This is a genomic window from Citrobacter sp. Cb041, from assembly GCF_030336655.1.
GTDB classification, from domain to species: Bacteria; Pseudomonadota; Gammaproteobacteria; order Enterobacterales; family Enterobacteriaceae; genus Citrobacter; species Citrobacter braakii.
On record NZ_JAOWDD010000042.1, the window covers coordinates 71,998 to 96,128 of the forward strand.

Consider the following 24,131-nt stretch of genomic DNA (forward strand, 5'->3'; position numbering starts at 1 on the left):
CAATGGGAGCGTTGATGTTTAATCGTATTCGAATTTCGACCACGCTGTTTTTGATTTTAATCCTCTGCGGTGTTTTGCAGATTGGCAGTAATGGCTTGTCCTTCTGGGCATTTCGGGACGGTTTTCAGAACCTGAATCAGGTCGAACGAAGTAATCAGCAACGCGCTGCGCTGGCCCAAACCCGCGCTGTGTTATTACAGGCCAGTACGGCCCTTAATAAGGCAGGGACGCTGACCGCCCTGAGCTATCCGCCAGAGGATATCAACACGCTGATGACCCTCGCACGTGATAGCCTGGCGCAGTCTGAATTGATGTTTAAACGCTTTATGGCGACATCGGATACGACGGCACAAGGGAAGGCGCTGTTTGGCGCAACGGAGAAAAGTTTCAGTCAATGGCACAGCGCTCTTGCGCATCAGGCCACCTGGCTTGAAAACAATCAGTTGTCAGATTTTCTGACCGCGCCGGTGCAGGCTGCTCAGGATGCTTTTGATGCAAATGTGAATGCGTGGCAGAGCAACATCGATCGCGTGTTGCAAACGGCAGGAGAGCAGAGCCAGCGAAATTACCATATGTCGGGGGTGATTTTCGCCACCATGGTGGTACTGGCGGCACTGCTCACCAGCGGTGCGCTGTACTGGTCGCGCAAGATGATTGTCCAGCCGCTGGCGATCGTGGGCAGTCATTTCGACAGCATTGCCGCGGGTAATCTGGCCCGGCCGGTAGCGGTTTATGGGCGCAATGAGATCTCAGCCATTTTTGCCAGTCTGAAGAAGATGCAGCAGGCACTGCGTGAAACGGTAAGCGAAGTACGCCAGGGCAGCTCAGCCATGCATAGCGGTATTTCAGAAATCGCGATGGGTAATAACGATTTGTCTTCGCGCACTGAACAGCAGGCGGCCGCGCTGGCGCAAACGGCAGCCAGCATGGAACAACTGACCGCCACCGTAGGACAGAATGCGGATAACGCGCGCCAGGCGTCAGGAATTGCCAAAAGTGCGGCAGATACAGCGAATAAAGGCGGCGAACAGACCTCCCGGGTCGCCAGCACCATGCATGAGATTTCCGCGAGCTCGCAGAAAATTGGCGACATCATCGGCGTGATTGACAGCATTGCCTTTCAGACCAATATCCTCGCGCTGAATGCTGCGGTTGAGGCCGCTCGCGCGGGTGAGCAGGGGCGTGGTTTTGCCGTGGTTGCAGGTGAAGTGCGCAATCTGGCAAGCCGTAGCGCACAGGCGGCGAAAGAAATTAAGGGGCTCATTGAGGAGTCTGTCACCCGAGTGCATCAGGGCTCGCAGTTGGTTGATATGGCTGCGCGCACCATGACGGAAATTGTCAGCTCGGTTACCCGGGTTAACGACATCATGGGCGAGATTGCTTCTGCTTCTGATGAACAGCGCAGAGGCATCGAGCAGGTGGCGCAGGCCGTCAGCCAGATGGACTCCGTGACGCAGCAAAACGCCGGGCTGGTGGAAGAAGCCGCATCCGCCACCGGACAACTTGCCATGCAGGCCGATAATCTTTCTGCCTGTGTCGCATTTTTTAAGCTTGAAGAGCAAACCGTAGCAAAACAAGAATTGGCACAGCCGCAGGTTGTGCCCGTTGTATCCTGAATGTGATTGAGAAGGCGCTATGACATCATCTCTGCCCCCTGGGCAAACGTCATTATTGTTACAGATGACACAGCGCCTCGCGCTGTCTGACGCGCATTTTCGTCGGATATGTCAATTAATCTACCAGCGTGCGGGGATCGTACTGGCCGACCATAAGCGGGACATGGTTTATAACCGCCTGGTCCGCCGTCTGCGAACCCTGGGACTGGATGACTTTGGTCGCTATCTCAGCATGCTGGAAGCTAACCAGAACAGTGCTGAGTGGCAGGCTTTTATTAACTCCCTGACTACCAATCTGACCGCGTTTTTTCGCGAAGGGCATCATTTTCCAGTGCTGTCAGATCATGCTCGTCGGCGCAGCGGTGAATACCGTGTCTGGAGCGCGGCGGCGTCAACCGGAGAAGAGCCGTACAGCATTGCGATTACGCTCGCCGATACCTTAGGTATGGCTCCGGGCCGCTGGCGTGTTTTTGCCAGCGACATTGATACCGAAGTGCTGGAAAAAGCCAGAAGCGGCATCTACCGCCTTGACGAGCTAAAGACGCTGTCACCGCAGCAGCTACAGCGTTACTTCATGCGCGGCACCGGACCGCATGAAGGACTGGTACGCGTTCGGCAGGAACTGGCGGGGCATGTTGAATTTTCCAGCGTGAATTTACTGGATAAGCAGTACAACGTGCCAGGCCCCTTCGATGCCATATTTTGCCGTAACGTGATGATCTATTTTGATAAAACGACGCAGCAGGACATTTTGCACCGTTTTGTTCCACTTCTTAAACCAGATGGGCTGCTGTTTGCAGGTCATTCAGAAAACTTTAGCAACCTCGTGCGCGAGTTTAGCTTGCGTGGACAGACGGTGTATGCGCATGCGCCAGGTAAGGATAAAGCATGAGTAAAATCAGGGTTTTATCGGTTGATGATTCTGCACTGATGCGTCAAATCATGACCGAAATTATTAACAGCCACAGTGATATGGAAATGGTGGCGACGGCGCCGGATCCATTGGTTGCCCGGGATTTAATCAAAAAATTCAATCCCGACGTCCTGACGCTGGATGTGGAAATGCCGCGCATGGACGGCCTCGACTTTCTTGAGAAGCTGATGCGACTGCGTCCGATGCCAGTGGTTATGGTCTCTTCGCTGACCGGTAAAGGTTCTGAGGTCACGCTGCGGGCGCTGGAGTTGGGGGCGATTGATTTTGTCACCAAACCACAGTTGGGGATCCGTGAAGGGATGTTGGCCTACAGCGAAATGATCGCTGAGAAGATCCGCACCGCGTCGCGGGCAAAACTGGCGGCCCACAAACCCATGACGGCACAGGTGACCTTGAAAGCGGGGCCGTTACTCAGTTCTGAAAAACTGCTAGCGATTGGCGCCTCAACCGGAGGAACAGAGGCAATTCGCCATGTACTCCAGCCATTGCCGCTTTCAAGTCCCGGTATTCTTATTACCCAGCATATGCCGCCGGGATTTACCCGCTCATTCGCCGAGCGTCTGAACAAACTGTGTCAGATCACCGTGAAAGAGGCTGAAGACGGGGAGCGCGTGCTCCCAGGGCATGCGTATATCGCCCCTGGTGACAAGCATATGGAACTGGCGCGCAGCGGGGCGAACTACCAGATCAAAATTCATGATGGTCCACCGGTTAACCGGCATCGGCCTTCAGTGGATGTGCTGTTCCATTCGGTGGCAAAACATGCGGGGCGTAATGCCGTGGGAGTGATCCTGACGGGTATGGGCAACGATGGCGCCGCCGGAATGTTAGCGATGAACCAGGCGGGTGCCTGGACCATTGCGCAAAACGAAGCAAGTTGTGTGGTGTTCGGCATGCCGCGCGAGGCCATCAATATGGGTGGCGTAAGCGAAGTGGTCGATCTTAGCCAGGTAAGCCAGCAAATGCTGGCGAAAATCAGTGCCGGACAGGCAATACGTATTTGAATCAGGAGTTTATTTTTTATGGCGGATAAAGAGCTTAAGTTTTTGGTTGTGGATGACTTTTCCACCATGCGTCGCATCGTGCGTAACCTGCTCAAAGAACTGGGTTTCAACAATGTTGAAGAGGCTGAAGACGGCGTGGACGCGCTGAATAAGCTGCAGGCTGGGGGATTTGGTTTTGTCATTTCCGACTGGAATATGCCGAACATGGATGGCCTGGAACTGCTGAAAACCATTCGTGCTGATGGCGGAATGTCGGCCCTGCCGGTGCTGATGGTTACGGCGGAAGCGAAGAAAGAGAATATCATTGCGGCGGCACAGGCTGGCGCCAGTGGTTATGTCGTGAAACCGTTCACGGCGGCGACGCTAGAAGAGAAACTCAATAAAATCTTTGAGAAACTGGGCATGTGAGGGTGTGATAATGATGATGCAACCACAAATTAAACCTGCTGACGAACATTCAGCCGGGGACATCATCGCGCGCATCGGCAGTTTGACCCGAATGCTGCGCGACAGCCTGCGTGAACTGGGGCTGGATCAGGCCATTGCCGAAGCGGCAGAAGCGATTCCCGATGCCCGCGATCGTCTCGATTACGTTGTGCAGATGACCGCACAGGCGGCAGAGCGCGCGTTGAACAGTGTGGAAGCTTCGCAGCCGCACCAGGACGCGATGGAAAAAGGGGCCAAAGACCTGACCAAACGCTGGGATGAATGGTTCGAAAATCCGATCGAGCTGTCTGACGCCCGTGAACTGGTCACCGATACCCGCCAGTTCCTGGGTGATGTGCCAGGGCATACGAGCTTTACTAACGCTCAACTGCTGGACATCATGATGGCGCAGGATTTCCAGGACCTCACCGGTCAGGTCATCAAGCGCATGATGGATGTTATCCAGGAGATTGAACGTCAGCTGCTGATGGTTCTGCTGGAAAACATTCCAGAGCAGGGCGCTCGTCCAAAACGTGAAAACGAAAGCTTGCTTAACGGCCCGCAGGTTGACACCTCAAAAGCCGGCGTGGTGGCAAGTCAGGATCAGGTTGACGACCTGCTGGATAGCCTCGGGTTCTGATCCGTAGCGTTTTTATTTGCTGGCCCGGCAGGCGCTCGCCGCCGGGCATTCTAACCGATAACGGCTTGCGCGTTATCCGGCCTACAGATACCTATCGTTCTCTTTACTTAATATCCATTTTTACGGTGACGTTGCCTTCATATTTACCGGCTACCGGTTTCCTCTCGGTGGTGCTCACTGGGGCGGCGGTCATTTTAATTACGCCGTTACCCTGTTCATCCAGGGTTATCGGGAAGTCAAACGAGCCATCGAGCTTGACGGCTGTATCGTTGTCGTCATACATCCTGACGCCGATATCGTCGCGGCCTAACATTTTGGCAATGTAGCCGTCGCTGCCGCTATTCCCGTGGTCGGCGGTTAGGGTCATTTTGATTTTGTCCTGATTATCTGTGGCGGGATTGTCACAATGGTAAGAGATATCGACCGATTTAATGCCATTAGCAGGCGGAACGCCTGGCGTGGTAAATGCGCTGGTAGTGAGAACCGGAAACTCAACCTCAATCTGACTCCCCGCGTTAATGGTGCAACTGAGCGGGGCGCGGAGAACGCCGCCGAGGCGAATCTCGGACACCTTCTCAGGTACGGTACAGCCGTTAGGATTGTTGCTGGAACCGTAGTACAGGCAGGCATAGTTTTCCACGACGGTTTGTGGCTGGAAAATCTCTTCACCAAACACCGGTTTTTTAAGATAGAAAGTGGCGGCAATGACATTCCACTGAAACTGGCGTTTTACCGTGCTGGCGCCGACAGGCCGGGTTTCATCACTGCATACGGATTGCTGTGATTCCGTGGATTTTGTGTTGGCGTCGGCATATTTCTTCATGGTCCGGTTGGGGGTGTAATCGGTAATGTCGATATTGACCATGTTATTACCATCCTGGTGATTGATGGCATCAGGATATCCTGCCAGCTTAACATCCAGCTTTTCGGTGAGGAAACCAACGCCCTCTCTTGAAGTCCCTGACGGTAATGGACTACCAGCAAAAGATATGGAATAAACAGTGGCCCCGCTGTCGATTGGCATGTTTGATGGGCAGCGACAGTTGGCGGTGATAGGCCCACCCGCAGAGACAATGTGTCCCGCATTGTGTGTCATTCCGGAAAGATTGTTGGCCGCCACGACGTCTTGTTCGATATGGGTCGTATAGATGCCCGGCGAGCTAAAGCAGCTTTGTAGTGGCGTAGCTGCGCAAGATCCTGCGGCGCTGAAGAGTATCAGACCGGCGAGCCCGCGCTTTTGGTTAAGGCTGAGCATGTTTTTTCTCCTGAAGACACTGTGCGCGCGTGTTACGTATTCCCGTTGGGTTGTTACTATCAGAATCGGTTGCCAGAGCCAGCGTTGCACGGCACTGCTGTTCTGGCCCATCGCCCCATTTCACCGTAATGGTCATGCCATCGGTGATACCTGCCAGGTAGAGCACGCCGTTTTCATCGACAATACCGGTTTGTGTTTGCCCATCGACACTAGCAAACGCGCCAAAGGGGACGGGACTGCCGCTTTCACGCCGCAAGGTGACCAGTACACGATAACCAACCCAGGTGCTGAAATGGGCGGTGACGGCTGCGTTGCGGGTGGGAACCACGGTGACGACGGTGGCATTGGTATCGACATCATCCGGCAATGTGGTGGTGTCCAGCACAATGCGATTTTCCTGATAGGCGGAAAGGGATGGAATGATCGCGTTGCCAAAGCTATCGCTCTGCACGCCACGCTGATTCTGAAAGCGCAAGCCGGAAGCCTCATCGGTATCGACGATGGCAAATTCGCTACTTAACGGCTGTGCCAGGGTGACGCCGTGAGGATGCGCCACTACGGCGCCGCTGACGCTGTAGCTGATTTGTCGGGAATCGTCAGACGCATAATAATAGCCGCCGCTTAAGTTGGCGTACTGCGAGCGGTAGGTGCTGTAAATGCTGCTGTTATCCGTGCCGTCATGGTTGGTGTGGCTCTGCTGTAGTGAATAACTCAAGCGCTGGTCGTCAAGTAATGTGCCACCCAGCCCAACATTCTGGTTGGTATCGCCGCGTTGGCTGTTGCTGATGTTATAGCTCGCCCAGCTATTCGGCAGCCAGCGGCTCAGCGGCACACTAAGGCTGAAGGAGACGATTCGATCGCTGTCGCGATCGTCATTTTTGCTGTAGGTATAGGCCAGATGGTAGCTGATGCCGTTGACGGTGGTGCTAAAGCCTGCGGATAAATTACGTTCTTTGCGTGAGGTTCCCCAGTAATCCTGTTGGTAGCCGTTAAGATACAGGCTGCTGGAGAAAATGCTTTGGCTGATGCTGGCCTGAATGCGGTTACGTTTATTGTACTGATAGCGCCAGTCATCATCGCCATTATCATCTATTCTCTGATTGGCATCAGCAAAGCTGTAATAGCCGCTGGTGGAATAACGATAACTGGCCAGTGTGATGTTGGTGTCGGTAGTTTCAATATTTTTGCTGTACAGCAAGCGGTAAGACTGCCCATCGTGCTGTTCACCGTTATCCAGCGTGGTTTTTGCCCAGGTGACATCTGCGGAAACAGATCCAATAGTGCCCAGCGCGACGCCGACGCCGCCAACGCCAGCCTGATAATCCTCCGCAGCCGTTAGCCCACCAAACAACGTGAAAATATTGTTCAGACCATAAATGGCGCTGCCCTGCACAAACATCGGCTCTTTGTCGCCGCTGTTGTTATTGGCACGATAACGGGCGGCAGTGACTTCATATTTTACCCGACCAGGGCGTAGCATGACCGCCACGCTGGAGTAGGGTTGGGTAAAGTGGCGCTCGCTGCCATCGGCTTCTTTAATCGTTACTTCCATGTCACCGCTGTTAGAGGTGGACGAGATATCGTTAATTTCAAACGCCCCTGGCGCGACGTTAGCCTGATAAATCAGGTAGCCATTTTGCCGCACGGAGACTTCAGCATTGCTGTTGGCAATACCGCGAATGGTTGGCGCGAAGCCTCGCTGGCTAAAGGGCAGCATATTCTCGTCGGAAGCGAGGTTAACGCCCTGATATTGCACGCTGTCGAACACCTCACCACGGGTGCTGTTTTCACCAGCGGTGAACTGAGACTTGAGAAATTGTACGTCATGCTGAATATAAGTTTGCAGCGACTGCCAGGACTGCTCATCGTCGTTTTTGTCCCAGGTGGCATAATTACGCAACCGCCAGCCGCCGAGATTTAGCCCACTTTGTAGGTTCAGGTATTGGTTTTTGTCAGTGCCGCCATTGCCGCTGTCATTTTGCGAGCCAGAAAATGCATAGTTGGCAAACAGAACCGGCACGCCGTTGTCCCAGCGCGAAGGATCTACCGAGCCGCGGCTGTGTTCATCCAGCGCCGCCTGCGGCATACTGATACGCAGCATCATGGCGTTAAAATCGAAGATCGCCGTGGCTGCCGTAATGTACTCCCCCAGTGCTTTGGGCAGTGGTTTATCAGTGGGCAGTGCGGCCAGTTCGCTAAAGGCCTCCACGCGTACGCCCCAGTCGCGCAGCATCGCGGGGGTAATCTGCGGCTGTAATTCGCCGCTGGCGTCGTTGAGGTAGTTGATATCCTGCTGTTTTGAACGCTGCTTGTTAATCACAATCGTTGATGAGTAAGTCCCGGGGAGCTGCGCTTTATTGTTGGAAAACAATGATAGATCAACATCCTCGTGCAGCGCCGCATCGCCTTCCAGCCCGGTGGGGGGAAAGTAGTATTCGCGGGCGTACGGCTGAGTTGAGAACAAAAGCAGAACCGCACCTAGCGCTTGTAATAGCGGGTTGAGCCGCCAGTGTGGCTGGGGCTGTGTCAACGTTTTTACCATTCGAATTATCCCTTTGACAGCGAGGTAGTAAAGGGAGGGGTCGCGTTGCCGTAATCGCTAATACAGCGCCAGGTGACCGATTGCCCGTTGGCATTGGCCGGTAGCGGGATCTCCGCGCTGCTTTTTGGTGTCACCATGTCGGCTTTTTTAAGCAGTGTGCCACCCAGCTTCACAGAGTCGAAGATGCTGTGGAAAGCTCCCTCGTTGACCACGCGCAGGACGTTGCCGTTACGGCTAAAACGCAGGTTTTTGCAGTTTTCGCCCGGCGAACCTGCCAGACCTTTGGGGCGAAAGAACAGTTTGAGTCGGGTTTTATAAATCAGCCGGAGGACGTTTTTGTCGATACTGCCATCTTCTTTGGCGACGGCGGGTATCGTACGGACGTTAATGTAAAATAGTGACTCTTTGTCCTGGGCGACGGCTGCGCCTGACCAGGCGATACGCAGGTTTTGCTCTTTTTGCGGGTCAAGGCGAAACAGCGGCGGGGTAATAATAAAGGGGCCACGGGTTTTCCCGTCGCCGGTGTCGGTCCATGACTGAACCAGCCACGGTAATTCGTTATCCTCGTTAGCGAGCGATAATGCGACCTCTTTTTTATTGGCATCGTAAACGACACGGGTGCGACCAATACGAATACCTGCTGCATCGCAGGGAGCCACGGTGCTAATGATAAGAGGCAGCAGCAAAAAAGCAGATGAAATTATTTTACGCATCGCAAATCCCTGCGAAATAGCGAAAGAACCCGTTAAACAGAGCCAGTGGCGACTGGCTCTGTTTAATATTAAACAACGGTCTGTATTGCGGTGTGATTAACGATAGACAATATTCACGGTCATATCGGCGTCTGCCGCACCCGCGGTAGTGACCGCTGCGAAGGATTTATAGCGGGCATTAAACTCAGCAATAATGGCATCACCCGCTGTATCGGGCAGGTCGATATAGACCTGGCCTTCGGTGGCGTCCATCGTTAACAATGTCGTATCTGCACCCGCAGGTGAAACGGCAATACCCACACCGGTGGCAACTGGGTTACTGCCGCCAGGGTTTTCAGCCGCGGCGGTAATCGCGCTGACATCCAGTAAGCTGGTGCTGCCTGTTAACGCGTGGGTGCCTTGAAAGGTGAGTTGCACTTGTGGCAGACCTGTGGTGGCAACCGGGCAGTTTTTCAGCACAATAGTAAACGGTTTCAACGGCGACTCGGTACCCTCGCCGCTGGCGTTAAACAACGACGTTGGATAAGTCCCTAAAGGAACGGTGCTATCGGTACCTGTATCGCCCTCAATGACACAACTTGGCTCTATCAGTTCACCGGTGAAATGAATCTCTCCGGCATTGGCTTCATCAGCGAATGCACTACTGGTGGTCGCCATCGTGAGAATGACTGCGGATATTAATTTATAACGTAACTTCATGTTAACAAACTCCATCTGTTAATAATATTATTAATCCATTCACTGTAATTCTACTTAAGAGATTGATAATCTTTTAGTGAATAGTGTAACCGGTGTATCAATCCCTGCTATTAGATATAAGCCTTGCTGATTTTTGCGGATTATAATTTGATTTCTTTTTTTATCAATAGCGCATAAGATCTATTTTTAATTGTTTGGTGATATTTATGTGTTAATGTTTATTAATTTGTTTTTAATATGATGTGGGGTGTGCGTTTATTATAAAATAATAAATGTAAATCCTATGGTGCGTAAACAGTTCGCGTAGAATGATTCACCTATATATATTCCCTTCACTAATAGCCTACGAGAACCGGTTGAATGCCTGGATGAAGTGGGTTCATCTGCGCGGCGTATATCCTCTTTTTTATGCCATAACTTGGCGGTTATTTGCCGAAATGATGCTGAGGTCACAGCAGGTTACGCCTGAGTGACAGTGCGATATATAGACTTGTCATAATAATTGCAGTTAAATGGTTATCGGTGCAAGGCAATATATTACGTCAGTAGGTTATTTATCGATATCCCGAGTGTTTTTACTCGAATAGCGGCGGGGGAGATATGCGAATTTTACGTGAGAATGATTTTTTTCATTCAGAGCAACATGCGTTTTGTCTTTTTTCGATGAATAACCAATTAATGGAAGGTGTGCACGGGCATGATTTTGATGAACTGGTGATTGTCCGTAGCGGTAGCGGGTTTCATATTATTAATGACTTGGTTCGTTTTATCTGTCAGGGTGACTTTTTTTTAGTGACTGCTAACGATACCCATAGTTATGTTTCAACTAATAATCTGTCGGTTATTAATATATTGATTCGTCGCCCGCGCAGTTTTCATTTTTTACAGCACATTGATAATTTGCTCGATTGTATAAAAGAAAAACTTCTACAGCCTACCGCGCTGGCGTTAACTCAGGGAGCGCTGGCGCGTATTGAGGTATTGAGCCAGGAGATAATCTCACGTAACGAGAGTAACTATGACGTGCTCTATTTTTCATTGTGTGAAGTCGCTTTGCTGAACATCATCAACACGCTTTGCCAGTGCGACCGCCAAACTGAGGCGCTTAGCCCTGATGAGCGAGGGCGAGCCAACCTGATCCGTATGCTCAAGACCAGTAGCTTGCGTCATTTGGACTGGAATATGTTGAGTGATGATAACGGTGTTGCCAGGCGCACGATGTATCGCTTAATTAAGCGAGTGACCGGTTATACTCCGGTTAAATTCCAGATGTTGTATCGTGTATTAAAAGCTCAAGAATTACTGCGCACTACGGATAAAACCATCAGTGAAATTGCGGCACGTTGTGGTTTTATGAATGCGATCAGGTTGACTGAATCGTACCGACGGTATTTTCATTATCCTCCAAGCCATGAACGTGAACTTCATTCACGAGTTTTAATAGCGATTTAATTGTTAGGTTAATAACAATAAAAAATTATTACTACCATCCATCGTGACGGGGGTAGGCCATACGCTTATTTCTCGCCTTACTGTCTGTAAATTTAAGGGAATCGTTATGTCAAAAAATAAAACACCTAACCCCTGGTATATTGGAGTGGTGTCTGGAATGGCATCATATATTGATTCGGCGGCTATTGTTTCCAGTGGTACAGCCTTAGTCATTTATCAAAAAACAATGGGTATTACTGCACTACAAATTGGCATTTTATCTGGATTATTAACGCTGAGTATTGCCGCTGGGGCTTTTGGTGGCGGTCGTCTTGGAGACCGTATTGGTCGTCGTAATGTTTTTATTATTACGATGGCGATGATTTTTATCGGCACGCTGGCGCTGGCCTTTGGTTTGAACTTCCCGTTCCTGGTGCTGGGCACACTCTTGGTGGGGCTGGCGACAGGGGCTGATTTACCCGTCTCTCTGGCGACTATCTCCGAAGCGGCGAACGATGAAAACCGCGGCAAGATTATAGGCTTGTCCAATTTACTCTGGCTGGTGGGAATTGGCGCCACGATGGGGATCTCCGCTATCGTCGGCGACTGGGGGGTGATTGGCGCGCAAATCATGTATATGCACGTTGGGCTGGTGGCGGTTGTGCTGATGATCCTGCGTTGGTCTATCCCTGAGTCGCCGCTGTGGTTGGCGGCAAAGGATGAACTGCGTCGTGGCATCGCCACCGTGCGGGCGCAGAAAACCGGCTGGCGCGATCTGCTCGAAGGCAAATACCTGTGGCCGTTTATCTCGCTGTGTATCTTTTATACCTTCACCAATCTGGCGGCCAATACCGGCGGGCAGTTTGGGGCTTATGTAGCGGTAAATGTGGTGGGCATTTCGGTCAGCACGCACTCGCTGTGGGGGCTGTTGATTCTGCCAGTGAGCGTGGCGTCTGGGTTGATGTTTATGCGCGTCGTTGATACCTCAAAACGGGTTCCATTCTTTATTTTTGGCGCGGTGATGATGTCCGGTGGTTATTTCGTGCCGGTGCTGTTTAATTTCTCGCCACTCTCCTGGTTCTGCTGCCTGCTGTTTACCAATATCGGCACAGGATTTGCCTTCGAAGGCATCATGAAAGTGTGGGCGCAAGAGTCATTCCCCACCATGCTACGCGCCACCGCGCAAGGAGTGATTGTCGGTGTCGCCCGTCTGACCTGCGGCTTGTTGGCGTTCGTCACTCCTGTGCTGTTGAGCGCGGGGCCGGTGGTTCTTTATTGCCTGCTGACGGCGATTGTGGCGATAGGCATGGTTATCGGCTGGCTGTGCTTCCACGGCAAGCAACGTAATGAATTTAATGCAGAAACAGAAATGGTGGCGACGTCTGATAACGGACAGGCGTCGCACGATACTTTGCGGGCCAAAGCCTGAATATGAGCCACTGAGGGAAAAATTATGTTGGCAGTAGAAAAGATTACGCTCAACTATGAAACCACGCTGACGGGCTGCGAAACGTTGCCGGTTTTCGGCTGGATAATCACCAGTACCTTGCGCGATGTACAGCAGCGTAGCTGGCGTTTGCAGCTGTCGGCGCAAGAAGATTTTGCCCAATGCCTGTTTGACAGCGGCGAAATGCACGATGACCGCTCCAGTAATATCGAATTGCCCGACGTCGCCTGCCAGCACTCGACGCGCTATTTTGTGCGGGTGCATATTACCGACAACCACGGTGAAGAGAGCGGCTGGAGCCCGGCGGCAACGTTTATTACCGGCCTGCCAGCGCAAGCGTGGCAAGGGGTGTTTATCTCGGCTGAAACGCCGCAGGATAAAGACAACTCAAAAGGCACGTTGTTGCGCCATGCGTTCAGTTTGCCCGACGGTGATGACATTGTTGCGGCGGTGGTACATGCCAGCGCGCTGGGGTTGTACCAACTGTGGATCAACGGCGAAAAAGTCGGGCGTGATGAGTTATCGCCCGGCTGGACGAGCTACCACCACCATCTGTTGTATCAAACCTGGGATGTGACCGAGCACCTGCGAGAAGGCGAAAACGTGATTGGCGCGATGGTGGGGGCGGGTTGGTATAAAGGGGATATGAGCTTCAACCGCTATCGCAACTATTACGGCCAGCAGACGGGGTTTATTTGCCATATGGTGGTGACGCTCCGCGATGGTAGCCAGCGGATAATCACCACGGATGCACACTGGCAGGGCAGCGATGACGCCATTTTGTTTGCTGAAATTTATGATGGCGAAGTGTATGACGCACGTCGGGAGCAGCGCGGCTGGAGTGAGCCTGCGTTTAGCGCCGGGCATTGGCGTGCGGTGACGACGCTTGCGGCAGAGACGTCGGTGCTGCAACCGCAAACGGCCTGCCCGGTACAAGAAATAGAACGGCTTGCGCCGTGCTCAATCATCACGACGCCAAAAGGTGAGACGGTGCTTGATTTTGGCCAGAACCTCAGCGGCTGGGTGGAGTTTCGGGTGCGCGGTGCGACAGGTGAGCGCGTGGCGCTGCACCATTTTGAAGTGCTGGATGCCGAAGGCAATGTTTATCTGGCGAACCTGCGCACCGCCAAACAGTGCATTGATTACACCTTACGCGGCGAGGGTGAAGAATGTTATCACCCGCATTTTACCTTTCAGGGTTTCCGTTATGTGCTGATTGAACGTTGGCCTGGCACGCCGACGCGGGATGATTTTGTCGCGGTCGTGCTGCATTCCGCGATGACGCCGACGGGTCACATTGAAACCTCAAATGCGGATCTCAACCAACTGCATCACAACATCATGTGGGGGCTTAAGGGCAATTTCGTCGATATCCCAACCGACTGCCCGCAGCGCGATGAACGTCTGGGATGGACGGGCGATGCGCAAATTTTCTGCCGCACTGCGAGTTATCTGATGCAGACGCGCACTTTTTTTGCCAAATGGCTGACCGATCTTCAGCATGACCAAACGCCGGAGGGCGGTGTGCCGCACGTCATCCCCGATATCCTCACCGGCAAATGCGACAACGACCGCTTTTTATCCCACGGGCGCACCCATTCCGCCGCCGCCTGGGCCGATGCGGCGGTGATTAACCCGTGGACGCTGTACCTGATGTACGGCGATAAACAGACGCTGGCCCGCCAGTACGACAGCATGAAAGCCTGGGTGGAGTTTATGCATGACAACGCTGTTGAGAACCAGTGGTCGTGGAAACTGCAGTTTGGCGATTGGGTTGCGCTGGATGCCAAAGAGGGCAGCTATTTTGGCGCAACGCCGAATGAACTGACCTGCATGGCCTACTATGCGTTGTCCACGCTGCTGCTGGCGAAATCAGCCAAAGCACTGGGAAATGACGTTGATCACACCCATTATCAGGCGCTGCATACCGCGATTGTCGAAAGCTTCCGCAATGAGTTTTTTACCGCCACCGGGCGGCTGGCGGCGCGCACGCAAACGGCGCATATTCTGGCGCTTTACTTCCAGTTAGTGCCGGACGCGCACCGCGAGCGCACCGTGCAAACGCTGCTGGAACTGCTGGCGGAAAATGACGGTCATCTGGTGACGGGGTTTGTCGGCACCCCCTATTTCTGTCACGCATTGAGCGAAAACGGGCAGGCCGACGCGGCGTGGCAATTACTGATGAAAGAGGACTTCCCAAGCTGGTTGTATCAGGTAAAGGCCGGGGCGACGACGATTTGGGAACACTGGGATGGCGTGAAACCGGACGGCACAATGTGGAGCCCGGACATGAACTCCTTCAACCATTATGCCTACGGGGCGATCGGTGAATGGCTGTATCGCGTGGCGGCGGGAATAAATACCGAAGAACACGCGCCGGGCTTTAAATCTTCGGTACTGCGGCCTATTCCGGGCGGTGGCCTGACATGGCTGAAAGCGCGATACGGCTCGGTATATGGTGATATTGCCGTCCACTGGACGCAGGAACCGGCGCGCGATGGCTTGCAGACCACCACTCTTGAGGTAGATATTCCACCGAATACTCACTCAATGGTGATCCTCGATGGCGCACAAACGCTGCTCGATACCGATGGCCTCGACTTCGCGCCAGTAGACGGCGGCTATGGCGCGCAGGTGGGATCGGGCCATTATCGCGTTATCTGGCAGCGCTAACCGCGTGATTGTCACGGCAGCGTTCGCGCTGTCGTGGCAAACGAACGCTCGAATTCCTCTGTTTTCGTTTCGCTATTCGACGCATTGGCAATGGTTGCGGTCGCGATAATACTCGTGACCGTGACGACGAGAGTAATGCCGTGGCAGAAGAAAGCGACGACGACAAAACAGAAGCCCCCACACCCCACCGACTTGAAAAAGCACGGGAAGAAGGGCAGGTCCCCCGATCCAAAGAACTGACCTCACTGCTTATTTTGCTGGTGGGCGTGTGCATTATCTGGATTGGCGGGGAGTCGCTTGCCCGCAGACTGGCCGGTATGCTGTCGGCCGGATTACGTTTTGACCACAGTATGGTCAATGACCCTAACCTGATCCTCAGCCAAATCATCCTGCTGATTAAAGACGCGATGATTGCGCTGTTACCGTTGATTACCGGCGTCGTTCTGGTGGCATTAATCTCCCCGGTGATGCTTGGCGGCTTGATTTTCAGCGGTAAATCTCTGCAGCCCAAGTTCTCTAAGCTGAATCCGTTGCCGGGTATTAAACGCATGTTTTCAGCGCAAACCGGGGCGGAACTGCTCAAAGCGATACTGAAATCCACGCTGGTGGGGAGCGTGGCCGGATTTTATCTCTGGCATAACTGGCCGGCGATGATGCGTTTGATGGCGGAATCGCCGATTACGGCGATGGGCAACGCCCTGGATTTAGTTGGTATGTGCGCGCTGTTGGTGGTGCTTGGCGTTATTCCGATGGTGGGGTTCGACGTTTTTTTCCAGATTTACAGCCATCTGAAAAAGCTGCGCATGTCGCGTCAGGATATTCGTGACGAATTTAAGCAAAGCGAAGGCGACCCGCACGTTAAGGGCAAAATACGCCAAATGCAGCGCGCGGCCGCGCAGCGTCGCATGATGGCGGATGTGCCGAAAGCAGACGTGATTGTTACCAACCCCACGCACTATTCGGTGGCGTTGAAGTATGACGAGAACAAAATGAGCGCGCCGAAAGTTGTTGCCAAAGGCGCGGGGCTGGTGGCGTTGCGCATTCGTGAGATTGGCGCTGAACATCGAGTCCCTACGTTAGAAGCGCCGCCGCTGGCGCGTGCGCTATACCGTCATGCTGAGATTGGTCAACAAATACCGGGTCAATTATATGCCGCCGTTGCCGAAGTGCTGGCATGGGTATGGCAGCTAAAACGCTGGCGTCTCGCCGGCGGCAAGCGTCCACCACAACCTGAAAACCTTCCGGTGCCTGAAGCACTGGATTTCATGAACGAGAAGAATACTGATGGCTAATCTGGTCGCGATGTTGCGTTTGCCCAGCAACCTGAAATCCACGCAACTGCAAATCCTTGCCGGACCGATCCTTATCCTGCTGATCCTGTCGATGATGGTGTTGCCGTTGCCGGCTTTCGTCCTCGATTTGCTGTTCACGTTTAACATTGCGCTGTCGATCATGGTGCTGCTGGTGGCGATGTTCACCCAGCGTACGCTGGAGTTTGCCGCATTCCCGACGATTTTGCTGTTTACCACATTATTACGCCTCGCCCTGAACGTTGCGTCGACGCGTATCATTTTAATGGAAGGGCATACCGGCGCGGCGGCGGCGGGAAAGGTGGTTGAAGCTTTTGGTCACTTCCTGGTGGGCGGTAACTTTGCGATCGGTATCGTGGTCTTCGTTATTCTCGTCATTATCAACTTTATGGTTATCACCAAAGGTGCCGGGCGTATCGCCGAGGTTGGCGCGCGCTTCGTGCTGGATGGTATGCCCGGCAAGCAGATGGCGATTGATGCGGATTTGAATGCGGGTCTGATTGGCGAAGATGAAGCCAAAAAACGACGCTCGGAGGTGACGCAGGAAGCGGATTTCTACGGCTCTATGGACGGTGCGAGTAAATTCGTACGTGGAGATGCCATCGCCGGTATTTTGATCATGGTGATCAACGTGGTCGGTGGTCTGTTAGTCGGGGTGTTGCAGCATGGTATGAGCATGGGTAGCGCAGCGGAAAGTTATACCCTGCTGACCATCGGTGACGGGCTGGTGGCGCAAATTCCTGCGCTGGTAATCTCCACCGCGGCGGGGGTTATCGTGACCCGCGTGAGTACCGACCAGGACGTAGGCGAACAGATGGTGACCCAACTGTTCAGTAATCCTAGTGTCATGCTGCTTAGTGCGGCGGTGCTTGGTCTTTTGGGTCTGGTTCCGGGCATGCCGAACCTGGTGTTTTTGATGTTTACCGCCGCGTTACTGGGTCTGGCCTGGTGGATGCGTGGTCGTGAGCAAAAAGCCCCGGATGAGCCGCAGCCGGTGAAAATGCCGGAAAACAACTCCGTGGTGGAAGCAACATGGAATGACGTACAGCTGGAGGATTCCCTGGGGATGGAGGTAGGCTACCGCCTGATCCCAATGGTGGACTTTCAGCAAGATGGCGAGTTGCTGGGGCGAATTCGCAGTATTCGTAAGAAATTTGCCCAGGATATGGGTTTTCTGCCGCCGGTGGTACATATCCGCGACAATATGGATCTGCAGCCAGCCCGCTATCGTATTTTGATGAAAGGGGTGGAAATTGGCAGCGGTGACGCCTATCCGGGACGCTGGCTGGCCATTAACCCTGGTACCGCCGCCGGGTCGCTGCCGGGCGAGAAAACGGTCGATCCGGCTTTCGGTCTGGACGCTATCTGGATTGAAAGCGCATTGAAGGAACAGGCGCAGATTCAGGGCTTTACGGTTGTTGAAGCCAGTACCGTTGTCGCCACGCACCTTAATCACCTGATTGGGCAGTTCGCTGCTGAGCTGTTTGGCCGTCAGGAGGCGCAACAGCTACTGGATCGCGTCTCGCAGGAGATGCCAAAACTGACGGAAGACCTGGTCCCGGGCGTCGTGACGCTCACTACGCTGCATAAAGTACTGCAGAACTTACTGGATGAGAAAGTACCGATTCGCGATATGCGCACCATTCTCGAAACGCTGGCTGAACATGCACCGCTGCAAAACGATCCGCATGAGCTTACCGCGGTGGTACGTGTTGCGTTGGGACGCGCCATCACTCAGCAGTGGTTCCCGGGTAATGAAGAGGTTCAGGTTATCGGCCTTGATACCCCGCTCGAACGTTTGCTTCTGCAGGCGCTGCAGGGCGGCGGCGGTCTGGAGCCAGGTCTTGCAGACCGACTGCTGGCCCAGACTCAGGAAGCGCTGTCCCGTCAGGAAATGTTGGGTGCGCCGCCGGTCTTGCTGGTTAACCACGCGTTGCGTCCGTTACTGGCACGTTTTTTACGTCGCAGCATTCCGCAACTGGTGGTGTTATCGAACATGGAGCTGTCTGACAACCGCCATATCCGTATGACGGCGACTATTGGAGGTAAGTAATGCGTAAATTACTGTGGTTGTTGTTTTTTCCTCTGGTAGCGCAGGCTGCCGGAGAAGGCGCCTGGCAGGCCAGCGGTATGGGGATTACTTTAAATCACCGCGGCCAGTCAGCCTCGTCTGCACCTCTGACGCCCAGCCAGCCGGTCTCGGGGTTGATGACGCTGGTGGCCTGGCGCTATGAGCTCAATGGCCCAACGCCTGCGGGTTTACGGGTACGTTTATGTTCCCAGTCCCGCTGTGTTGAGCTGGACGGGCAAAGCGGGACCACCAACGGATTCAATAATGTTCCCGCCATCGAACCGATGCATTTTGTCTGGGAAGTACCCGGTGGCGGTCGCCTGATCCCCGCCTTACAGGTTCAGAGCAATCAGGTGATTGTGAACTATCGTTAACGCCTCCCTTCATTCCGGCCAGCAGCAGAAACTGCTGGCTGCTTCGCAATTCTAGTCCGCCTCTTTGATTAAATAGAAACGCTGTTTTATAAAATAGGTGACATACGTTGCCGGACTCTTTGTGCTGTTGCCATTTCACGAATACCCCTGGCAAAAATAGAAAGGTTTCACTTGCTGTTAGCTTTTACTGTGGCCGTGTAAGGAGGCCCAATGTCAAAGCGAGGATTGCGGGGCCTCCCAATAATGTGCAGGGGTAACGGCAATGAATACACGTAAAATTGGGTTGGTTAACTATTTCGCCTACGGTTCGGGGGATTTTTTAGGCGCAGGCACCACGGCGTTAACCGCGGCCTGGCTACTCTATTTTTACACGACGTTCTGTGGCCTGACGCCAATCGAAGCAACCTTTATCTTCGCTACCGCCAGGGTGTTGGATGCCGTTGTTAGCCCATTAATGGGTTTTTTAACCGATAACTTTGGCTCCACCTGGCTCGGCAAACGCTTTGGGCGACGCAAGTTTTTTATTCTGTTGGGGATACCCTGTGTCTTTAGCTACTCACTAATGTGGGTGGGTGATATGGGGTTCTGGTACTACCTGCTCACCTATCTGATTTTTGACGTGGTCTACACCATGATTCTGGTGCCTTACGAAACGCTGGTACCCGAAATGACCGATGACTTTAAACAGAAAACCAAATTCTCCGGCGCGCGCATTTCGATGGCGCAAATGTCTGCCATTCTGGCCTCATTCTTACCTGGCGTTCTGCTGACGCTGTTTGGCAAGGACAACCCCGTCTCTTTTTTCTACGCCAGCCTGGTGTTTTCTGTGCTGTGTGCACTGATGCTGACCTTCGTCTGGTTCTTTACCTGGGAACGCCCACGGGAAGAGTGGACTGAGGCGGCGCTGCGAGCCGAAGAAGAGAAGAAAAGCCTGACCTTGAGTCAGAGTATGAACCGTTTATTTGTGGAACTGAGTTCAACACTGCGCATCCGTATCTTTCGCCAGCATTTAGGAATGTATCTTGGCGGCTATATTGCCCAGGACGTCTTTAACGCCGTCTTTACTTACTATGTGGTGTTTGTGCTGATGCAGGAAGCATCAATGGCGTCAAACCTGCTGGGTACGATGGCTATCTTCCAGTTTATTGCCGTTATCGCCATGATCCCATTGTGCATCCGTTTCGGGCCTGCGCCGTCTTATCGCATGGTGGTCGTCCTGTTTGGCCTCAGTTCACTCTCCTATGCGGGGCTGTATTACGCCGGATTAAGCGATGTTTATTCTCTGTTGCTATTGGTTTCCGCCGTTGCGGGCTTGGGACGCGGTGGTATCAACTACGTTCCCTGGAATATCTACACCTATATTGCCGACGTTGACGAAGTGATCACCGGTCAGCGTCGGGAAGGGATCTTCGCCGGCATTATGACGTTAACGCGTAAAGCGTCGCAGGCGGGAGCGGTGATGCTGGTGGGGATTGTGATGCAGTTGTCTGGTTTTGTCTCCGGTCAGAGCGCACAGCCCGTGGCGGTCAGCCATACCATCCTGTTAATTCTGAGCTGCGGAACGCTGATTGTTCTGGCGCTGGGTTTCCTGGTTTCCTTGCGCTTCAAACTGAACCTGCAAACGCACAGCACCCTGCGTGAAGAGACAGCAAAAATGCGTGAGTCCGGGCAACCCGTGTTGGAAGGACTATCCGCTAAAGGACGCGCGACCGTAGAGATGCTATCGGGCATGCCTTATGAATCACTTTGGGGTAACAACAATATTGGTTACCTGAATCGTAATAAACCAGCGGCACCGAAACTGGAAAAGGGTGCTGTATTGAATTCGACATTGACAGAGGTTAAGTAAATGATTGTTTATCCGGTTAAACACAGCCCATTGTTGCGCCAGCCAGAACATTTTATTGCCAGGGATGAATTAAAAGCGTTGATCAAAAAGGTGACGCATAACCTGGTCAATATTCATGACGAGACCGGCGAGTTCTTGCTACGTCTGGATGACGGACGCGTTATTGATACCAAAGGCTGGGCGGGATGGGAGTGGACGCACGGCATCGGCTTGTACGGGATGTATCAGTATTATCAGCAAACCGGCGATGCCACGATGCGCGATATTATCGACAGCTGGTTTGCCGATCGCTTTGCGGAAGGTGCAACGACCAAAAACGTCAACACCATGGCGCCGTTTTTAACGCTGGCATATCGCTATGAAGAGACGCGTAATCCCGCGTATCTGCCGTGGCTCGACAGCTGGGCTGAGTGGGCAATGCATGATATGCCGCGTACCCAATTCGGCGGTATGCAGCACATTACGCTGGCGGAAGAAAATCACCAGCAGATGTGGGATGACACGTTGATGATGACGGTCTTACCGCTGGCGAAGATTGGCAAGTTGCTCAACCGTCCCGAGTATATTGAAGAGGCAACCTATCAGTTCCTGCTGCACGTGCAAAACCTGATGGATAAAGAAACGGGGCTGTGGTTCCACGGCTGGAGCTATGAAGGACAGCATAACTTCGCCAACGCTCGCTGGGCGCGTGGCAACAGCTGGTTAACTATAGTCATCCCGGATTTCCTCGAATTAGTTGATTTGCCGGAAAACAATGCAGTGCACCGCTATCTGGTGCAGGTTTTGAACGCGCAAATCGCGGCGCTGGCGAAGTGCCAGGATGAAAGCGGACTGTGGCACACCTTGCTGGACGACCCGCAGTCGTATCTTGAAGCCTCGGCAACCGCCGGATTTGCCTATGGGATCCTCAAAGCGGTACGTAAACGCTATGTCGGACAAGACTATGCGGCTGTAGCCGAAAAAGCGATCAGAGGCATTGTGCAACATATTTCGCCGGAAGGTGAATTGCTGCATACCTCGTTTGGTACCGGGATGGGCCACAATCTCGATTTCTACCGCAACATCCCCCGGACCTCCATGCCTTACGGTCAGGCGATGGCGATGCTGTGCCTTACCGAATACTTGCGTAAGTATTTTTGATATCGGTGTCCGATGGCGTTGCGGCTATCGGACCCGCTTGTGCGTCGTCGTCCTGCGCAGCAAACAGATGATCCATGATTTGACGCATGACTGGTGCGGCGGTGACGCCATCGCTGCCGCCGTTTTCCAGAATTAACGCTATGGCGACTTTTGGGTTCTTATATGGCGCAAATGCGGTATAGAACACGTGGTCGCGCAGACGCACGGGGATCATTTTCGCATCGTAGGTCTGATTTTCTTTCAGGCTAAAGACCTGTGATGTGCCACTTTTCGCTGCAATGCCGTAAGGCGCGGTGTGAAAGAACTTATAACCGGTACCATTTGGCTCATTCGCCATGCCGAACATCGCTTGACGCACCAGCCCCCAGTAGGGGGACAAAGCAGAGGCAATTTGTGACGGTGCTTCGGGAGCCTGATACGGCGTGATGACTTTTCCGCTCTCTTCATCACGTAGCAGGTGAGGGGCGATAACCTTGCCGTTGTTAATCAGCGCGACCATGGCTTTAACCATCTGGATCGGCGTGGCAATCCAGTATCCCTGGCCGATGCCAACCGAAATGGTATCTCCCTGATACCAGGCTTTTTTATGTACTTTCTGCTTCCATTCGCGGCTCGGGAGCAGGCCGTTATACTCCTCACCAAGATCGATGCCAGTCGGCTTGCCATAGCCAAACTGGCTGAGCATGCTGTTAATACGGTCAATCCCCATCATATATGCCACCTGATAAAAGAATGTGTCGGCAGATTCTTCAATTGCTTTGGTGACATCCAGCATACCGTGGCCCGTTTTTTTCCAGTCACGGTAATGTCGCTCCGTACCGGGGAGCGTCCAGGTGGGGGCGCCGAAGAAACGGGTCTGCGGCGTGATCACGCCGTCCAGTAATGCTGACATCGCCATATACGGTTTGACCGTGGAGGCGGGAGGATACAACCCTTGCGTGACGCGGTTGATTAACGGCAGGTCCTTATCCTGAAGCAGCTTGTTATAGTCCTGATAGCTGATACCTTTGACAAACGGGTTGGGGTCATAGCTGGGGTTCGAAACCATTGCCAGCACGGAACCGTCATGCGGATCCTCAACCAAAACGGCGGCCCGCTGGCCCACCAACAGACTCTCAATATATTGCTGTAAATGGAGGTCCAGCGTCAGGTGGATATCTTTTCCGGCAACGGGCGGCACATCTTTGATCAGGCGTACGATGCGTCCGTGGTTATCAACTTCGACCTCCTGATAACCGGTTTTCCCATGCAGTTCATTTTCATAGTAGTGCTCGATACCCTGCTTACCGATGTTGTGATCGGCGGCGTAGTTCTCTGTCAGGCCTTTTTGATCCAGCGCTTTCAGATCGTTGTCATTGATTTTTGACACATAGCCAAGGACATGCGCCAGCGCTGCGCCATAAGGGTACTGGCGGTCTTCATAGCTATTGATATTGACGCCGCTGAAATGAAACTGGTTAACCGAGAAGCGGGCGATTTCCACATCGGTCAGCGCATTTTTTAGCACGACCGGGCGATAGCGGCTGCTGGCTTTCAGCGCATGGCGAAACTGGTCAATGTCATCAGGAGTGAGGTCAATGATAGGCGTGAGCTGCCTGATCAGGGCATTCATATCACTGATTTTATAAGGTGTAACGGAAATGTCGTACCAGGTTACGTTGCGCACCAGCGGGATGCCGTTGCGATCGTAAATCATGCCGCGCGTCGGGGCCACGGGAAGCATTTTGATGTCGTTTGCATTCGAGCGGGTGGTGTAATACTGGTGCTGACAGATTTGTAAGTTGTAGAGATTGTAAATCAGGATGCCAAAGCAGATGACCACCAGGCCAAAGGCCACCAATACACGCCGCTGGAAGAGTTTTTCCTCCGCCTCAAAATCTCTGAATGTCATTGACCCGTACCCGATTAATTCGCCGCCTCATGATACGGAGGCTTAAACGGGATGACAGGCAAAAAATGTTCCATATCTCTACGGAAATGTGTCATTCCTTGTGAGTTGTTACAGAT

18 protein-coding genes are annotated in these 24,131 nt (G+C 53.0%); 13 read left to right on the forward strand and 5 right to left on the reverse strand.

The window, feature by feature from the left end:
• Nucleotides 1–14: 14 nt before the first annotated feature.
• From tap to cheZ, 5 genes are read left to right on the forward strand one after another with little or no spacing between them, the layout of a single operon-like run.
• Nucleotides 15–1,616 carry a methyl-accepting chemotaxis protein IV gene (gene tap, locus OGV52_RS19070; RefSeq protein ID WP_103847935.1) on the forward strand — a complete coding sequence of 534 codons (1,602 nt, stop codon included), beginning with the start codon at nucleotides 15–17 and terminating at the stop codon, nucleotides 1,614–1,616.
• 19 nt (nucleotides 1,617–1,635) lie between these two features.
• Nucleotides 1,636–2,508, forward strand: coding sequence for a protein-glutamate O-methyltransferase CheR (cheR, locus tag OGV52_RS19075; protein ID WP_016153436.1), 873 nt, complete (start codon nucleotides 1,636–1,638; stop codon nucleotides 2,506–2,508).
• Nucleotides 2,505–3,554 carry a protein-glutamate methylesterase/protein-glutamine glutaminase gene (locus OGV52_RS19080; RefSeq protein ID WP_016153435.1) on the forward strand — a complete coding sequence of 350 codons (1,050 nt, stop codon included), beginning with the start codon at nucleotides 2,505–2,507 and terminating at the stop codon, nucleotides 3,552–3,554. Before cheR ends, OGV52_RS19080 begins: the two co-directional genes overlap by 4 nt.
• Before the next feature lie 18 nt (nucleotides 3,555–3,572).
• On the forward strand, nucleotides 3,573–3,962 hold the full coding sequence (gene cheY / locus OGV52_RS19085; RefSeq protein ID WP_016153434.1) for a chemotaxis response regulator CheY: 390 nt from the start codon (nucleotides 3,573–3,575) through the stop codon (nucleotides 3,960–3,962).
• Between the two features lie 13 nt (nucleotides 3,963–3,975).
• A complete protein-coding gene (gene cheZ / locus OGV52_RS19090) occupies nucleotides 3,976–4,620 on the forward strand; it encodes a protein phosphatase CheZ (RefSeq protein ID WP_029139578.1) in 645 nt (214 codons plus the stop codon).
• Between the two features lie 103 nt (nucleotides 4,621–4,723).
• Here cheZ and OGV52_RS19095 read toward each other — a convergent pair whose 3' ends face one another.
• From OGV52_RS19095 to OGV52_RS19110, 4 genes are all read right to left on the reverse strand, one after another.
• A complete protein-coding gene (locus OGV52_RS19095; RefSeq protein ID WP_047502118.1) occupies nucleotides 4,724–5,875 on the reverse strand; it encodes a fimbrial protein in 1,152 nt (383 codons plus the stop codon).
• Nucleotides 5,862–8,417, reverse strand: a complete 2,556-nt coding sequence (locus tag OGV52_RS19100; RefSeq protein WP_047502120.1) for a fimbria/pilus outer membrane usher protein — start codon at nucleotides 8,415–8,417, stop codon at nucleotides 5,862–5,864. The genes OGV52_RS19095 and OGV52_RS19100 overlap by 14 nt, the downstream gene beginning before the upstream one ends.
• A gap of 5 nt (nucleotides 8,418–8,422) precedes the next feature.
• Complete coding sequence (locus OGV52_RS19105; protein WP_047502122.1) at nucleotides 8,423–9,130, reverse strand: fimbrial biogenesis chaperone; 708 nt, start codon at nucleotides 9,128–9,130, stop codon at nucleotides 8,423–8,425.
• 96 nt (nucleotides 9,131–9,226) lie between these two features.
• Entirely contained in the window at nucleotides 9,227–9,829 is a 603-nt protein-coding gene (locus OGV52_RS19110) for a fimbrial protein (RefSeq protein ID WP_047502124.1), read from the reverse strand.
• Nucleotides 9,830–10,429: 600 nt separating this feature from the next.
• Between OGV52_RS19110 and OGV52_RS19115 the strand changes: the two genes are divergently transcribed.
• The 8 genes from OGV52_RS19115 (at nucleotide 10,430) to bglB (ending at nucleotide 22,124) form a co-directional block, all read left to right on the forward strand.
• Nucleotides 10,430–11,281, forward strand: coding sequence for a helix-turn-helix domain-containing protein (locus tag OGV52_RS19115; protein WP_047502126.1), 852 nt, complete (start codon nucleotides 10,430–10,432; stop codon nucleotides 11,279–11,281).
• Nucleotides 11,282–11,387: 106 nt separating this feature from the next.
• Complete coding sequence (locus OGV52_RS19120; RefSeq protein ID WP_141875333.1) at nucleotides 11,388–12,689, forward strand: MFS transporter; 1,302 nt, start codon at nucleotides 11,388–11,390, stop codon at nucleotides 12,687–12,689.
• 24 nt (nucleotides 12,690–12,713) lie between these two features.
• Nucleotides 12,714–15,380 carry a family 78 glycoside hydrolase catalytic domain gene (locus tag OGV52_RS19125; RefSeq protein WP_287108956.1) on the forward strand — a complete coding sequence of 889 codons (2,667 nt, stop codon included), beginning with the start codon at nucleotides 12,714–12,716 and terminating at the stop codon, nucleotides 15,378–15,380.
• A 140-nt stretch (nucleotides 15,381–15,520) separates the two neighbouring features.
• Nucleotides 15,521–16,672, forward strand: coding sequence for a flagellar biosynthesis protein FlhB (gene flhB / locus OGV52_RS19130; RefSeq protein WP_016153429.1), 1,152 nt, complete (start codon nucleotides 15,521–15,523; stop codon nucleotides 16,670–16,672).
• Complete coding sequence (flhA, locus tag OGV52_RS19135) at nucleotides 16,665–18,743, forward strand: flagellar biosynthesis protein FlhA (RefSeq protein ID WP_016153428.1); 2,079 nt, start codon at nucleotides 16,665–16,667, stop codon at nucleotides 18,741–18,743. Before flhB ends, flhA begins: the two co-directional genes overlap by 8 nt.
• Complete coding sequence (gene flhE, locus OGV52_RS19140) at nucleotides 18,743–19,135, forward strand: flagellar protein FlhE (protein ID WP_019077041.1); 393 nt, start codon at nucleotides 18,743–18,745, stop codon at nucleotides 19,133–19,135. Before flhA ends, flhE begins: the two co-directional genes overlap by 1 nt.
• Before the next feature lie 262 nt (nucleotides 19,136–19,397).
• On the forward strand, nucleotides 19,398–20,984 hold the full coding sequence (locus OGV52_RS19145) for an MFS transporter (protein WP_103283733.1): 1,587 nt from the start codon (nucleotides 19,398–19,400) through the stop codon (nucleotides 20,982–20,984).
• Complete coding sequence (gene bglB / locus OGV52_RS19150; protein WP_153690270.1) at nucleotides 20,985–22,124, forward strand: beta-galactosidase BglB; 1,140 nt, start codon at nucleotides 20,985–20,987, stop codon at nucleotides 22,122–22,124.
• Here bglB and mrdA2 read toward each other — a convergent pair.
• A complete protein-coding gene (gene mrdA2, locus OGV52_RS19155) occupies nucleotides 22,096–24,015 on the reverse strand; it encodes a peptidoglycan DD-transpeptidase MrdA2 (RefSeq protein ID WP_287108958.1) in 1,920 nt (639 codons plus the stop codon). The two genes, bglB and mrdA2, sit on opposite strands and share 29 nt — an antisense overlap.
• Nucleotides 24,016–24,131: the final 116 nt, after the last annotated feature.